General features: G+C 69.8%; 9 protein-coding genes and 1 pseudogene. 3 read left to right on the top strand and 7 right to left on the bottom strand.

The annotated features are described in order from the left end of the window. Positions 1-59: 59 nt before the first annotated feature. The 5 genes from ACWCQ1_RS32205 to ACWCQ1_RS32185 form a co-directional block, all read right to left on the bottom strand. Complete coding sequence (locus tag ACWCQ1_RS32205) at positions 60-2177, bottom strand: beta-galactosidase (protein ID WP_451027967.1); 2118 nt, start codon at positions 2175-2177, stop codon at positions 60-62. 66 nt (positions 2178-2243) lie between these two features. After that, the gene (locus ACWCQ1_RS32200; protein ID WP_451027966.1) at positions 2244-4127 is read right to left on the bottom strand and encodes a hypothetical protein; all 1884 of its coding nucleotides are present in this window, start codon (positions 4125-4127) and stop codon (positions 2244-2246) included. Between the two features lie 28 nt (positions 4128-4155). After that, positions 4156-5052: a carbohydrate ABC transporter permease gene (locus ACWCQ1_RS32195; RefSeq protein ID WP_358604593.1), complete on the bottom strand. Its 897-nt coding sequence runs from the start codon at positions 5050-5052 to the stop codon at positions 4156-4158. 2 nt (positions 5053-5054) lie between these two features. Next, positions 5055-5960, bottom strand: coding sequence for a carbohydrate ABC transporter permease (locus ACWCQ1_RS32190; RefSeq protein WP_358604596.1), 906 nt, complete (start codon positions 5958-5960; stop codon positions 5055-5057). Then, positions 5960-7294: an ABC transporter substrate-binding protein gene (locus tag ACWCQ1_RS32185; protein ID WP_358604599.1), complete on the bottom strand. Its 1335-nt coding sequence runs from the start codon at positions 7292-7294 to the stop codon at positions 5960-5962. The genes ACWCQ1_RS32190 and ACWCQ1_RS32185 overlap by 1 nt, the downstream gene beginning before the upstream one ends. Before the next feature lie 245 nt (positions 7295-7539). Here ACWCQ1_RS32185 and ACWCQ1_RS32180 point away from each other — a divergent pair, with 245 nt between their 5' ends. Then, complete coding sequence (locus ACWCQ1_RS32180) at positions 7540-8586, top strand: LacI family DNA-binding transcriptional regulator (protein WP_451027965.1); 1047 nt, start codon at positions 7540-7542, stop codon at positions 8584-8586. 40 nt (positions 8587-8626) lie between these two features. Next, positions 8627-11293 carry a family 78 glycoside hydrolase catalytic domain gene (locus tag ACWCQ1_RS32175; protein WP_451027964.1) on the top strand — a complete coding sequence of 889 codons (2667 nt, stop codon included), beginning with the start codon at positions 8627-8629 and terminating at the stop codon, positions 11291-11293. A 151-nt stretch (positions 11294-11444) separates the two neighbouring features. Here ACWCQ1_RS32175 and ACWCQ1_RS32170 read toward each other — a convergent pair whose 3' ends face one another. Further along, entirely contained in the window at positions 11445-12107 is a 663-nt protein-coding gene (locus tag ACWCQ1_RS32170; RefSeq protein ID WP_358604608.1) for an NAD(P)-dependent oxidoreductase, read from the bottom strand. Between the two features lie 225 nt (positions 12108-12332). Between ACWCQ1_RS32170 and ACWCQ1_RS32165 the strand changes: the two are divergent. After that, positions 12333-12473, top strand: a pseudogene (locus tag ACWCQ1_RS32165) (winged helix-turn-helix transcriptional regulator); the annotation flags it as partial. Between the two features lie 139 nt (positions 12474-12612). Here ACWCQ1_RS32165 and ACWCQ1_RS32160 read toward each other — a convergent pair. Then, positions 12613-14823, bottom strand: a complete 2211-nt coding sequence (locus ACWCQ1_RS32160) for an MMPL family transporter (RefSeq protein ID WP_451027963.1) — start codon at positions 14821-14823, stop codon at positions 12613-12615. Between the last annotated feature and the right edge of the window lie 104 nt (positions 14824-14927).

The following is a 14927-nucleotide window of genomic DNA, read 5'->3' as shown; positions in this document are numbered from 1 at the left end:
CAGGCGGTTCCTTCGTGAAGGGTGACGGGCGGTGATGCGGGTAGGCGTTGGTACGGCCCTCAGGTGCCGGCCGGCTTGTCGACGGCCACGAAGACGCGTACGTCCCAGGGCCCCAGACGCAGGTGGGCGCCGGCGGGTACGACGGTGCCGTCCAACACGTCTGTCAGCGTGGTCGGCGCGGTCACGTGTACGGGGTCCCAGTCCCAGTTGTGGACGACGTGGACCCGGCGCGCGTTGGGGGAGGTGCCCGTGGCGGCGGTGACCGACGGCGGGAGGTCGTGCCAGCCGCTGCGCGGGGTCGGCGCGAGCCAGGTGGCCAGCGCACGGGCGAGATCGTCGCCCGGAACGGTGCCGACGCAGGTGACGCGGCCCGCGCCGTGCGGGCGTGTGGTGACCGCGGCCCAGCGGCCGAAGTGCGGGTGGTCGTATGCGGCCAGGACCTGCGCGTTCCGGGTGGTCAGGCCCTCGATCCAGCGCGTGGCCGTGGCCTGTTCGGGTAGGTGCAGCGGGCTGCCGGGCGTGGCGCGCAGCGGGATGTCGGCCGTCAGGTTGCTGAACTCCTCGTAGCTTGCCCCGGCGGCCTCGACGAGCCGGCCCGGAGCCGGTTCGTGCCGGGCTCTGGCCTCGTGGTCGGCGTAACCGGTGCGCGGCCCGAGTACGAGGTGTCCGCCGGCGTGCGCGTAGGCGGCGAGCCAGTCCAGGGTGGAGTCGGTGGCCAGGTACAGCGCCGGGACGACGAGGACGGGATGGCGGCGTGCCGCTTCCTCGGGGCTCGGGCCGGGGCGTTCGCCGCTGGGGTCGTGCAGCTGGCGGGCGTGCACGATACGGACCTGGCGGCCGGATGCGAAGGCGCCGCGGTAGAAGGGGTCGAAGATCCCGTGGTAGGCGTTGGCATCGGGGCCGCCGTCGGGGTCGGCCAGCGGCGGGTACTTCTGCATCAGCCATTTGCTCGGCGTCGAGTAGACCAGGGTGAGGTCCGCGTCCGGCTCCAGTCCGGCGACCAGGGCGCCCGCGGTCTCGAACTCCGCTCCCAGGCGGGCCAGTTCGTCGTAGACGCGGCCTGGTCCGCCACTGTGCGGCAGGATTCCGCCCACATACGTCTCGGTCCCGAAGTGCAGCGTGTGCCAGTGCCAGTACTCGATCATCCGCGCTCCGCGGGCCACCAGTGCCCAGGCGGCCTGACGCCACTGGCCGTCGTAGGCGGGGCGGTTGTCCCAGGGCGGGCCGATGGTGCCGGCGTTGGTCTCGGTGACCAGGAACGGCGCTTGGCGGGAGGCGTACATCCAGTCCCCGATCTGGGAGACGGACCAGGCGCGTTCGCCGTACGACAGCGCGTCCTGCATGCCGTAGTAGGGGTTGCCCGCGGCGATGTCGAGGGTCTCGTTCAGCTCGTGGTCCTCGACTCCCGGGCGGGGGTAGGAGACGCAGGTCGTCACGAACTGCCCGGGGGCCGCGAACTCGCGGACGATTCCCGCCTGCCAGGCGACGAACTCGGTGGTCTGGCGGGCCTGGAACTCCCGCCAGGCGACGTCGTACTGCGGCTGGGTGTTGCCGTCCGGGAGCCACAGGTCGGCCCAGGTGCTCAGCCGATGCGACCAGTAGACCAGGCCCCACTCGCGGTTGAGGGTCTCCACGTCGCCGTACCGGTGCCGGAGGTGGTCGGTGAAGCGCTGGAAGACAGCGTGGTTGTGGAAGAGCTCCAGGCCGGGCTCGTTGTCGACCTGGAAGCCGATCACTGCCGGGTGCCGGGCGTAGCGGGCGAGGATGCGGCGGACAACGCGCTCGGCGTGGAAGAGGAAGGCGGGATGGGTGTAGTCGACCTCCTGGCGGGCGCCCCAGGGGATGCGTTCGCCGGTGCGCCGTTCGCCCGCGATCTCGGGGTACTGGCGGGCCAGCCAGGGCGGGATCGCGTAGGTGGGGGTGCCCAGGATGACGGAGATGCCGCGTTCGTGGGCGCCGTCGAGGACCGGTTGGAGCCAGTCGAGGTCGAAGACGTCGTTCTCCGGCTCCCATGTCGACCACACGGACTCGCCGACCCGGATGACGGTGAAGCGGGCCTCGGCCATGAGATCGAGATCGGCGTTGAGTTGTTCGTCGGCCCGGTCGGTGCCGTAGGGGGGCCGGTACTCGTGGTAGTACGCGGCGCCGAAGAGGACGTGAGCGGGCAGGTCCGCCATGAAGGGGGCCTCCTGGAGGCAGAGTGGGAGGAGGGGCGGCGGAGGGGAGGATCCGCCGCCCCCGGATCAGCTGCCGTTGGCCGGCTGGCTGTACGTGGTTCCGTCGAGGGTGGTGGTGAGTGTGCCGACGGCCTGGAAGTCGTTGCTGAGCATCACGGACGGCCCGAGCGTGAAGCCGCCGGGGCCGGTGCGCTTGGTGCCGGTGTGCCGGCCGGTCAGCGTCAGGTCCTCGGTCCAGGTGACGCAGGCGAGGGCCGAGGCGGTACCCGGGGTGCAGCCGAGCGCGGTGTTGGAGACACGCTCCACCTTTTCGGTGCCATTGATGACGTTCGTACCGTCGTCGCTGTAGTTGTCGTAGGCGACGGCGATGCTGAGTGTCTGGTCACCGGCGCTGTCGTTGGTGATCCGTACGGTGGCCGAACCGCGGTCCTGGCCGCGCAGGGTGTACGTCCCGGTCGGCACTGGTGAGGTCTTCGGCGGGTTCTGGCCCGGCGTGTACGCCACGCCCCAGGTGTCGTCGGAGACCGGAGCGGGAGACACCGGCGTGCTGGGCTTGAGGCCGGGAAAGCGGGCGATCATCAGCCGGCTGTTGCGGCCTCCTGGTTCCGTCGAGTCCGCGCAGCGGTGCGGTGTCGGATTCGCGCCGCAGGCCAGGTTCTCGGTGTAGACGACGGCGGTGCTGTCGGCGAGCCACGCGGGATCGGCGGCGGCATTCCAGTTCGGGTCGGAACCGGCGTTGATCTGGAAGCCGTCACCGGTTTTGGGGTCGACGAGCCAGGGGGAGAAGTACCGGCGGTTGCCGTTGTTGCGGATCCCTGAGACGTACGGCGCGGTGGACAACTGGGCGGTGAGCGGAGGCACTCCGGGCATCCCGGCGATGAAGTCGAGGCGTCCGGAACCCCTCACCTCCTCGGCGAGCAGCCACCTGCCGTCGGGGGACATCGCCATGGGGTCCGTGTACTGGGCCTGCCGGGTCAGCGGCCGGGACTGGCCCGTGGCCAGGTCGGTGGCCCAGGCGTCCATGCTGTCGGAACGGAGGCTCTGGATGCCGAGCACCGCCCGTCCGTCGCTGGTGAAGCCGCGCGGTTCGCCGATCATGCCGGCCTGGTTGAGCCGCAGTCGGTTGCCGTCCTCGACGGTCAGCGGCTGATAGGCGGGTGAGGGGTTCGCCAGGACCGAGACCTTGGTCAGTTCGTAGCGCCGGTCGTGCCGGTCGTAGGCGAGCCGGCCGACGTACGCGATCTCCGTGAGGGCCCTGAAGTCGAGGACGTCCCAGACCAGGTGGACCCCGTCGGGGCTGAGCCGCCATTCACGGCCGTTGTTGATGCCGGAGGCGTCGCGGGCGTACAGCGGCTTGCCGTTCCAGTAGATGGGCGTGATACGGGTGTTGGCGGGGGTGCAGCGGGGGTCGGTGACCGCGTAGGCGGCTCCCTCTGGGCCGCATTCGAGGATGCCGTTGCTCACCAGGACACGTCTGTGGTCGGGCAGTTCGTTCGCGGGCGGGTAGGTGAGCTGGCTGGTGTCGATGTCCGGTCCGTACGACACCCCGCAGGTGATGCATTTCCATGCCTCGCCGTTCGGGAACGTTCCACCGTCGGTGTGGACCACCAGGACCTGATTGCCGGTGTAGACGCTCGCGGGGCCCGACTGCGGTGCTCCGGCGTAGGTGATGCCCAGGAACACGTACTTCGGGTCCCTCGCGGGGCCGGGTGTTCCGATGCCGCCCCAGTCGGCCGAGACACAGCCCGTGGGATGGGTGCACACCCCGTCCGCCGGGACGGTCGGCGGCACGGGCAGTTCCTTGATGGCGACCTGCGGTCGACCGGTGGCGGGCGACGCGTCGGCGGCCTGGACCTGGGTGCTGGAGAGAGTGGCGGCGAGCAGCAGCGCCGCCGTGGCCGCGGCGGCTCTCGCGAGGGTGGCACGCTTGCGGCGAACTCGTGTGATCATTGCAGCTTCCTTTCTGGTCGTTGCCTGGTCACTTGAGTGCTCCCGCCGACAGCCCGCTGATGATGTGCCGCTGCGCGACGGCGTAGAAGATGACGATCGGCAGCACCGCGATGAGTGAGGCGGCGAGCAGGATCTGCTGTTGCGGGGAGTCCGCGGAGACGAAGTTGGTGAGCCCTCGCTGCACCGGCATCAGCGAGCTGTCGTTGAACAGCACCAGACCCATGAGGTACTCGTTCCAGACCCCCATGGCCTGGATGACGGCCACCGCGACAAGCCCCGGCTTGGCCAGCGGGAGGATGATCCGCCAGAACGTGCCGAGCAGGGAGGCACCGTCGATCGCGGCGGCCTCCTCCAGCTCCCTGGGCTGGCTGGCGAAGAAGCCGCGCATGATCAGGATGGAGATGGGCAGCCCGCCGGCGATGAGTACGAGGATGTAGCCGATCCGGGTGTTGGCGAGCCCGAGTGTGATCAGCAGCTTGTACTGGGCGATGAACGAGGCCGGCATCGGGATGATCATGATGACGAGAAGGGCGGCCACGACCGCACCTCGGCCAGGGAAGTCGATGCGCGCGAGGGCGTACCCGGCCAGGCTCGCGATGACCAGGATCCCGAGGACCGCGGCCGCCGTGTAGAGGAGGCTGTTGGGCAGGTACTGGCTGAACCCGCCCTCGTTCCAGGCGGTGGCGAAATTGCCCCATTCGAAGGGGTGGGGGATCGGGTTGGTCCCCTTGTACAGCTGCTTGGCGCTCTGCAGGGATCCGCTCAGCACCCACAGCACCGGCACCAGAGCCTCGAGCGCGCCCGCGACTAGCAGCGCGTACAGAGCCATGCGCGGCAGCCGGCCGGCGGGGCGTCGTGGGCCGGGGACCGGCTGCGACACCGACGAGGTACTGGACTTCTGTGCCGGGTCGAGAAGCGTGTTCACGGTCAACGTCCCTTCTCCGTCCGGGAGTCGGTGCTGCCGCCGAGCCTGCGGGAGACCCACAGCTGGAGGCAGGCCAGGGCGATCAGGCACAGCCCGAAGATGACGGACATCGCGGCCGCGCGGCCGTACTCGCTGTACTGGAAGGCCTGTTGGTAGATGTGCAGGGTGGGGACCTCGGTATGGCCCGCGGGGCCACCGTTGGTCAGCACCTGGACCGTGCCGAAGATCTGCAGACCGCTGAGCAGGGTCAGCACGCTGACGATGCCGGTGACGTGGGACATGCCGGGCCAGGTGACATAACGGAACTGGGCCCAGCCCCGGGCTCCGTCCAGTGACGAGGCCTCGTACAGCTCCTTGGGCACGTCCTGCCGGCCGGCGAGGAAGAGGATGAAGCCGAAGCCCCAGTGGTACCAGACGAACACGGCGGCGACGGCGATCACAGCGGTCGTGGGGTCGCCCAGCCAGTTGTGCTGAAGACCGTCGAGGCCGACGGTCTTCAGCGTCTGGTTGACGACCCCGATGTTCGGGTCGAGGAACCAGGAGAACATCACACCCACCACGACCGTGGAGAACACCCCGGGCAGGTAGTAGACGGTGCGGAAGAACGCGGACCCGCGGCGGGCGCGGTGCACGGCCAGGGCCATGACCATCGACACCGCGTTGGCGACGACCAGGCCGACCACGCCGTAGAGGACGGCGTTCTTCATCGAGCCCCAGAACTGGGTGTCGTGCAGCACGTAACGGTAGTTGTCGAGCCCGACGTAGGGGGTGTCCAGGCTTACCCCGTCCCAGGACTGGAAGCTCAGCTGGATGCCCTGTACGAACGGGACCACCGTGAACAGGGCGATCACGGCAAGCGCCGGCGCGAGGAAGAGCCAGGCCGCCAGAACGCGACTGCGGCGCCGCATTACGCGCTCTTCTGCGCCGCGTCGAGGTCGCCGAGGACCTGGTCGACCGTGCGCTCCTTGAGGATGAGCGCCTGAGTGCCCTTCTGCAGGGCGGTGTTGACCTGTTCCAGGATCTGGTTCTGGACGAGCTGGATGTCGGAGATCTTCGCCGCGATGCCCGCCAGCTGCTCGGGGACGTCCTTGTCCGACACGGCGCGCGCGGAGGGGATCAGCGGAACCCCCTTGGCCCAGGCCTGCTGCTGCTTGGCGGCGGTCAGCCACTTCAGGAACTTCAGCGCCTCGGCCGCCTTCTTGCTGCGGGGGTTGACGGCCGCGCCCTTGGCGGCGCCGCCGACCAGACGTGGGGCCTGGGTGCCGTCATCGGCCTTGGGCAGGGGGAAGGAACGGAAGTCGGTGAAGTCCGGGGCCGTCGCACGCGCCACGCCGACGGCCGAGGTGCCGTCGAAGATGGCCGCGACGCCCTGGGTGTTGAAGAAGGCCTTCTCCACAGTGGGGTTGTCGGTGGTGCCGCTGGGCAGTGAGCCGGTGGCGATCACGCCGGCGTCCCGCAGATCGGCGATGAGCTGCAGGGTCTTGCGCCAGCCCGCGCTCTTCCAGCTGTTCTTGCCCACGAAGGTGGCGTTCAGCTCCTCGTCGGACATGTAGTTGGACGCGTAGGACTGGATCACCTGGTTGGACAGGCTCGTCGCGAACCAGAAGGGGCCCTTCCCGGACTTCTTGATCTTGCGCAGCTGGTCGATGAACTCGCTCATGGAGGCGGGCGCCTGGTCCGGATCGAGCCCTGCCGCCTTGTACAGAGCGGCGTTGACGAAGATGCCGAGGGCCGGGGTCTCCCAGTGGGCGCTGTAGATGCCCGGCTTCACATGCTGCGGGTTGTCCGCCCCGAACGTCGTGGTCTTGAGCGTGGCGGGCCGGAAGGTGTCGCCCCAGCCGCCCTTCATCTGGTCCGTGAGGTCCATGGCCCAGCCGGCCTTGTAGTAGGGGGCCATGGAGTGGCCGTCCACCACCGAGTACATGTCCGGCATGTCGCGGGACTGCGAGCTCGACTGGAGTTTGGTCAGGAAGTCGGTCGGACCGACGTCGTCGATCCTGATCTTCACGCCGGTCTGCTGGGTGTACTGCTTGGCCAGCGCCTTCAGCGTCGCGGCCTGGCCCCGGGACTGGTTCATGAAGACGACCTCGGAGCCGCCGCCCGACGAGCTGCTCCCGCCCGAGCCGCAGGCGGCCAGCGTGGTGGCGGCCAGTCCGCCGCCGACTGCGCCGAGGAAACCGCGGCGGGACAGGAACGGGGCGGCGGCCGGCGAAGCCGTCTGCGCGGTGTGGTCTCGCCTCATCGCGAGCCTCCTCCATGGTTCAGGGTGCCGAAACTTCACGGCGTAATTGATCGAAAGGATTTCCGTCCGATTTACTGACGGTGCACGCTAGATACGGTGGAGATCGTCGTCAACCCTTTGAACACGGCTTGTTTCAGCAGGAGATCGCAGAGCATCGGACCGATAGGTGACCGAAAAAAGTTTCGGTGCTACGGTGCTCCGCGTGAGGAAGTAGTCTGACCGGCACGCTCGTCAAAGGGGGAGTCATGGCATCCGCTTCCAGCCGCGTCACACTGGCGCAGATCGCCGAGTACGCCGGTGTCTCGGTGGCCACCGTGTCCAAGGTCATCAACGGGCGCCCCGACGTGGCGCAGCAGACCCGCGACCTGGTGCTGGACCTGATGCGTCAGTACAACTACGGCGGCAACCGTGACGACCTGCGCGCCCACCCCACCGTGGAGCTGTTCTTCGGCTTCGAGCGGCTGAGCATCTACCACACCGAGCTCATCCAGAGCGTGGTCGACGCCGCGGCCCGTGAGGGCGTCGCCGTGGTGGTCAGCAGGCGCGGTGAGCGCGACCCGGCGGCCGACCCCGCCGCCTGGGCCCGTGGCCTGGTCGCCGCCGGCCGGCGCGCGGTCATCACGGTGACGGCGAACACCCTCTCGGGCCCGGTCCTCGATGCCCTCAACCGGGTCCGGCTGCCGGTGGTGCTGCTCGACCCGGAGTCGCTGCCCGACGGCTCGATCGTCAGCGTCGGCGCGACCAACTTCGCCGGCGGCAACGCGGCCGCCGCGCATCTGCTCTCCCTCGGCCACCGTCGCATCGCCTTTCTCGGCGGCACCGAGCACGCCTGGTCCAACCAGGCCCGGCTGCACGGATTCCGCAGTGCGATGGAGGCGGCCGGCGTGCCCGTGCTGGGCGAACTGGTCCGCCACGCCGGTACGTTCCACGCCGCCGAGGGGGTCGAGCACGGCGGACGGCTGGTGGCAGTGGAGCCGACGCCCACCGCGGTGTTCGCCGCCTCCGACGAACTGGCCGCCGGGGTCATCGAAGCCGCCCGGCTGCGTGGTCTGCGCGTCCCCGACGACATCAGCGTCGTCGGATTCGACAACACCCCGCTGGCCCAGGTGATCTCACCCCCACTGACCACCATCCACGGTCCCGTCCCGGAGATGGGGACCGTGGCCCTGCGCACCGCCCTGCGCCTGGCCGCCGCCGAGGACATCGACTCCCATCACGTCGAGCTGGCCACCCGCCTGGTGGTCCGTGAGTCGACCCGGGCACTGTCGGCCCCGAGCGACGCCACCTCCTGAACCGACCGGCCACCCCACGGAAAGGGAGGCGACGGCACCGATGGCCACGCCTGCTCCGTACGACCTCGCCATTGACTTCGGCGGCGACCAATTCCCTGTCTCCGGCAGCAGCCCCCGCCTGTCGTGGAAGCCCCCCACCGGGATACCGGCCCACGCCGCCCACGAACTGGAGATCCACGTCGAGGACCGGCCGCCGCTGACGACCCCCGTCCACGACCACCGGTACGTCGACTGGTCGGCCCCGCCCCTGAGCAGCGGCGAGCGCGTCCGCTGGCGCGTCCGCTCCCGCGGCGAGGCGATGATCTCGCCGTGGAGCGCCTGGCACGCCTTCGAGGCCGGCCTGCTCGACGAGGACTGGACGGCACACTGGATCACACCGGCCGGCGACCCGGACAACGCGCGCCTGCCCTTCGGTACCCGCCCCGCGCACATCCTGCGCACCACCTTCACCGCGGCCGAGGTCGTCCGCGCCCGCCTGTACTCCACGGCCCTGGGCGTGTACGAGGTCTTCCTCAACGGCGAACGCGCGGGCACCGTCGAACTCGCCCCGGGCTCGACGTCGTACGACCGCACCCTGTACGCCCAGGCAGCCGACGTCACCTCGTCCCTCCTCCCCGGCGTCAACGCGGTCGAGATCGTGCTGTCCGACGGCTGGTACCGCGGCCAGGTCGGAGCGTTCCGCAAACCCGCCGGGTGGGGCGAACTCCTCGCCGCCCGCCTGGAGTTGCACCTGGAACTCGCCGACGGCTCGCGTCAGACCGTACGCACCGACGAGCGCTGGACCTCCGCCCTCAGCCCCATCACCCGAGCGGACCTGATGGACGGCCAGATCACCGACTTCCTCGCGGCCCGCGGCCCCGAACGGCCGGTCCTCGTCGACGCCGTGACCGCGCCCCCGATCGACTGGTCCCCGGCCCCGCCCGTGCGCCGTATCGAGGACCGCCCCGTCGCCGCGCTCACCCGGCTGCCGGACGGCGCCTGGATCGCCGACTTCGGGCAGAACGCCTCCGGCTGGATCGCCCTCACCGACCTCGGCCCCGCCAGCACCCGCACCGTGATCGACCACGGCGAGCACCTCGACCCCGTCACCGGCGACCTGACCACCACCCACCTCGACATCCAGCGTCCGGGCGACCCGGTGACTGTCTTCGTCCAGCACGACGAAGTCGTCTCCTCCGGTGCTGCCGGCGAGCTCTTCGAGCCCCGCCACACCGTGCACGGCTTCCGCTACGCCCGCCTCCAGCGCGGCGAGGTGCCGCTGGACGCGTCAAGCCTGACCATGCGGGTGGTCCACACCGACCTGCGCCCCACCGGCACCTTCGCCTGTTCCCACCAGGACCTCAACCAGCTGCACGAGGTGGCCCGTTGGAGCTTCCGCGGCAACGCCGTCGACGTCCCCACCGACTGCCCCACCCGCGAACGGATCGGCTGGACCGGCGACTACCAGGTCTTCCTCCCCAGCGCTGCCCGCCTCTACGACGTCTCCGGGTTCAGCCGCAAGTGGCTGCGTTCGGTCCGCGACGACCAGCTCGACGACGGGCGCATCGCGAACTTCTCGCCGGACGGGCGGCGCATCAAGCTCCGCGGCGACAAGCGCCTCGACATGATGACGGGTTCCGCCGGCTGGGGCGACGCCATCGTGTTGGTGCCGTGGGAGCTCTACCGGACCTACGGCGACCGGCAGGTACTCGCCGAGAACTGGGACGCGATGGTGCGCTGGGTGGAATGGGCGCTCGCCACCGCCCGCACCGCCCGCCACCCCTCCCGCGTGGCCCGCTCCGAAGTTCCCTTGCCGCACGAGGAGTTCATCTGGGACGGCTCCTTCCACTGGGGCGAGTGGGCCGAGCCGAAACCCCGCACCGAGGACTGCTCGCCCGTCGAATCGACGGACGACGAGCCCGAAGCCTGGATGAAGACCGACAAGGGCGAGGTGGGCACCGCATTCCTCTACCGCTCGACCGTCACGCTCGCCGGGATCGCCCGTGTCCTGGGCTACGAGGCCGCGACCGCCCGCTACACCGGACTCGGAGAGCGGATCAAGGAAGCGTGGCGGACGGAGTTCCTCGACGACACCGGGCGTACGACCGTCGACACCCAGGCGAGTTACGTACGCGCCCTCGCCTACGGCCTGGCGCCCGAGAAGCTGCGCGACGCCGTCACCGCGCGGCTGACCGAACTCATCGAGAAGGCGGGCACCCACCTGGGCACCGGGTTCCTCTCCACCGCCCACCTCCTGCCGGTCCTCGCCGACACCGGCCACGCCGATCTCGCCTACCGGGTGCTCCTCCAGCGCACCTCGCCCTCCTGGCTCGGCATGCTCGACCGCGGTGCCACCACGGTGTGGGAGGAGTGGGACGGCGTCGACGAGGACGGCAACGCGCACGCCTCGCTCAACCACTACAGCAAGGGCGCTGTCATCCACTTCCTGCACACCCACACCCTCGGCCTGCGACAGGCGCCGAACTCGGTGGCCTGGGAACGGTTCGTCGTCGCCCCGGTGCCCCACGCGTCGGTCGACTGGGCACGCGGCACCTTCGACAGCCCGCGCGGCACCATCGCGGTGGAGTGGCGCGTGGCGGATGGCGAACTCGACATCACCGTCGACGTTCCGCCCACTGCCTCCGCCACCGTTGTCTTCCCCGACGGTACGGAACTGACCGCCGGGCCAGGCACCTCCACGGCGCGCCGACGCCTGACTGACTGCTAAGGCAGTTGACTTCACCCTCAGGGCCAAGAAACGCCTGGCCCAGGAGATCTTCGAGTACCGCCTGCCCGGCCTGAACGAGCGGCGTCGGCTGCTGCTGGCCCGTCAGCGTCCGGACGATCTCAGGGATCCCGATGTGGGAAGAGCAGGGCGCTCAGCCCCGTGCGTTCCAGACGAGTGGTGCCTTGTGGATCCAAGTGCCCTGTTCCACGGTGTCCAGGAGGAAGCCGGCGAGGTCGGCGCGGTTGATCCGTGTGCCCGGCTTGTCGGCTCCGGCCTCGGCCGCCCGCACCGGGGTGACGACGGAACCGTCGGCGAGAAGGACGGCCCGGACGAGGGTCCAGTCGGTGTCGGAGGCGCGCACGACCTCGTCGACGCCGTCGTGATCGTCGAAGCCGGCCTTGAGGTTGGAGAACCTGACGAGGGCCTTGAAGAGCGGGTTGAGGTCGTCCCGGCCGTCCCCGGCGTTCTGCGTGGAGGTCACGACGATCCGGCGGATGCCCTGTTCGCTCATCACCGTGAGGGTGTTGCGGGTGGCGTCGGTCATGAACATGGGCGGGCTGACGGGCTTGGCCCAAGGATTGTCGGAGGCGCGGGAGTTGTTGAGCGCGCTGATGACCGCCGCACAGCCCTGCGTGGCCTTGCGGAGGTCATCGATGTTCGAGGGCGTGCCCTGGATCAGCTCGACACCGTGCGGGGCCTGGACCGCGTCAGGATCGCGCACCAGCGCGCGCACGCGGTGGCCGTGTGCGACGGCCTGAGTGAGCACATGGCTTCCGGTGCGGCCACTGCCGCCGAGAACGAGCAGATCGGTCATGGTGCCACCTTGGTGGTGAGGGGCGGGACGCCCCATGCCGTCGGGGGTCTGGCGGCAGGGGCCTGGGAAGGGGTACGACCACTGTTGGACGTGCAGGCGAAGCCAGTTCCGACTCTCTGTGCGTTGGAGTTCATCCGCGTCTCACAGCGCATGCTCAGTCTGACCCTGCGTCAACTGCAGGAGGACGGGCTGGTGACACGTACCGCCTAGGCGGAGGTACCCCTCCGCGTGGAGTACGCGCTCACGCCCCTCAGCCGTAGCCTGCACGAGATCGTCAAGCAGCTGTTCGGCTGGGCCGCCGAGCACCACGAGGAGATCCGGGCACATCGAGCCCGCGTGGCCGAGACCGCAGCCGCTGGGCGCTGACCTGGGACTCGTGATCCGAGGAAGGAACCGGATCTCACCGAGCTGTCGCGCACACGAGTCCTGATGGGGCGTCCCGGTCGATCACCTCCGGGCCGCCCCACCACGGGTTCCTGTTCCCTCTCGCCGCGCGGGACGGTGATCAGGAACTGCTGGACGGCTCCGGTGCAAGGGTCGGGCTGTCCGTCGACGTCTCGTCGACGGGCTCGTCCGGCGGGTCGACGGAGAGGTGGGGCAGCCTGCGGTCGAGCCAGCCGGGCAGCCACCAGTTGGCGTTGCCGAACAGGTGCATCGCGGCGGGCACCAGGATGGTGCGCAGGATGAACGCGTCCAGGGCGACCGCGGAGGCCAGGCCGATGCCGAACTCGGCGATCGTACGCTGCCCGCCGAAGACGAAGGCGATGAAGACGCAGACCATGATGGCGGCGGCGGCCGTGATGACCCGCGCGGTCTCGACCTGGCCGACCCGCACCGCTCGGGCGTTGTCCTTGGTGTGCACCCACTCCTCGTGCATCCGGCTGACCAGGAACACCTGGTAGTCCATGGACAGACCGAACAGGATGGCGATCATCATCACGGGAAGGAAGGCCTCCACCGGGCCGGCCCGGCCCAGCCCCAGTGAGTCGGAGCCCCAGCCCCACTGGAACACCGCGACCAGGACCCCGAAGGAGGCTCCGGCGGCCAGCAGGTTCATCACCGCCGCGGTGACCGGGATCAGCAGGCTGCGGAAGGCGAGCAGGAGCAGCAGCCCGCCGAGGACCACGATCACCGCGATGAACAGCGGCAGTTTGCTCGAGAGCACACTTGCGAAGTCGTCGAATATCGCGGTCGACCCACCGACGTAGACCTTGAGGGTCGTGCCCTTCTCGGCCGCGGGGACCACATCGTCACGCAGGTGATCGATCAGGTCGGAGGTCTCCTTGGCCTGCGGGGAGGAGGTGGGGAAGACCTGGACGATCCCCACCGTGGAGCCGGGCCGGATGGGCGCCGCGACGACGCTCGCGACCCCGTGGACGTCCTTGAGCTGGGTGGACAGTTGCGTCAGGGCGGTCTTGTCCGCGGCCGTGGGGGCCTGGGCGACCAGCTGCAGCGGGCCGTTGAAGCCGGGGCCGAAGCCGTCGGCCAGCAGGTCGTAGGCCTTGCGGGTGGTGTTGGACGCCGGGTCGTTGCCCGAGTCGGACGACCCCAGGCGCAGGGAGAGCACCGGGATGGTCAGGACGACCATCACGACCAGCGCGATCGCGGACAGCGCGCGGGGGCGCCGTTCCACCACGGCGGCCCAGCGGGCCCAGGGTCCGGACACGACGTTCTCGGGCAGGGGCTCGTCCGCCGCCAGTCGGCGCCGTGCCCGCCGGCCGAGGACCCGCTTGCCGAACAACGCCAGCAGGGCCGGGAGCAGGGTCACCGCGGCCACCACGGTCACCGCCACCGTCAGCGCCGAGGCGATGGCGACGCCGTTGAGGAACTTGGTCTGCAGGACGAACATGCCGAGCAGGGCGATGCAGACGGTTCCGCCGGCGAACAGCACGGCACGCCCCGACGTGTTCACGGCCCTGGCCAGGGACTCCTCGACGTCGAGCCCGGACTGAAGGCCCTTGCGGTGCCGGGTGACGATGAACAGGGCGTAGTCGATGCCCACGCCGAGGCCGATGAGGGCGGACAGGGTCGGGGCGATCTCACCGATGGTCACCGCATGGCTGAGCAGACCGGTGGTGAGGATGGCCGTGCCGACGCCGGCGACCGCGGTCAGGATCGGCAGGAGCATGGCGAACAGCGAGCCGAAGGCGAGGAAGAGCACCACCGCGGCGGCCACCACGCCGACGAGTTCGCTGGTGGCCGGTGGCGTCTGCTCGGTGCTCTTGATCGCCTGACCGCCCAGTTCGACCTTCAGGCCGTCGGTCCTGGCCGCCTCGGCGGTGTCGATCACCCGCTGGATGTCCGACTTGTCGAGTTCCTGCTGGACCTTGGCGAAGTTCACCTGGGCGTAGGCGATGCGGCCGTCCTTGCTGATCTGGGCCGCACCCTGCCGGCTGTAGGGGCTGGTGACACCGCTCACCTCGGGCAGCTTGGAGATCTTGTCCAGGGTGCCGGTCATCCGCTCCTTCGTCGCGCTGTCGCGGACAGAGCCGGAGTCGACCTGCCACACCACCGTGTCGGTGTCACCGGCCTGCGCCGGGAAGGACGACTTCAGCAGGTTGAGGGCACGGGTGGACTCGGTGTTCGGCAGGGAGAAGCTGTTGCTGTAGGCGCTCCCGGCGCCCTGCGAGGCGACGACCAGTCCGCCGAGCAGGCCGAGCCACAGAAGGACGACGACGAGCCGGTGTTGATAGCACCAGCGGGCGAGAGTAGACAATGGGGCTCCGCGTTCAGGAGTGGCTGGTTCGGCAGGTGCCGACAGATGGAAGGGACCGGCTCGTTGTCCGGCTGGGTGGCTCCCTGCGCCATGCGGGAGGCGGC

The sequence above is a fragment of the Streptomyces sp. NPDC002144 genome (assembly GCF_053593695.1).
Note: the sequence above shows the minus strand (reverse complement) of the source record. Positions and strands in the feature narration are given on the sequence as shown.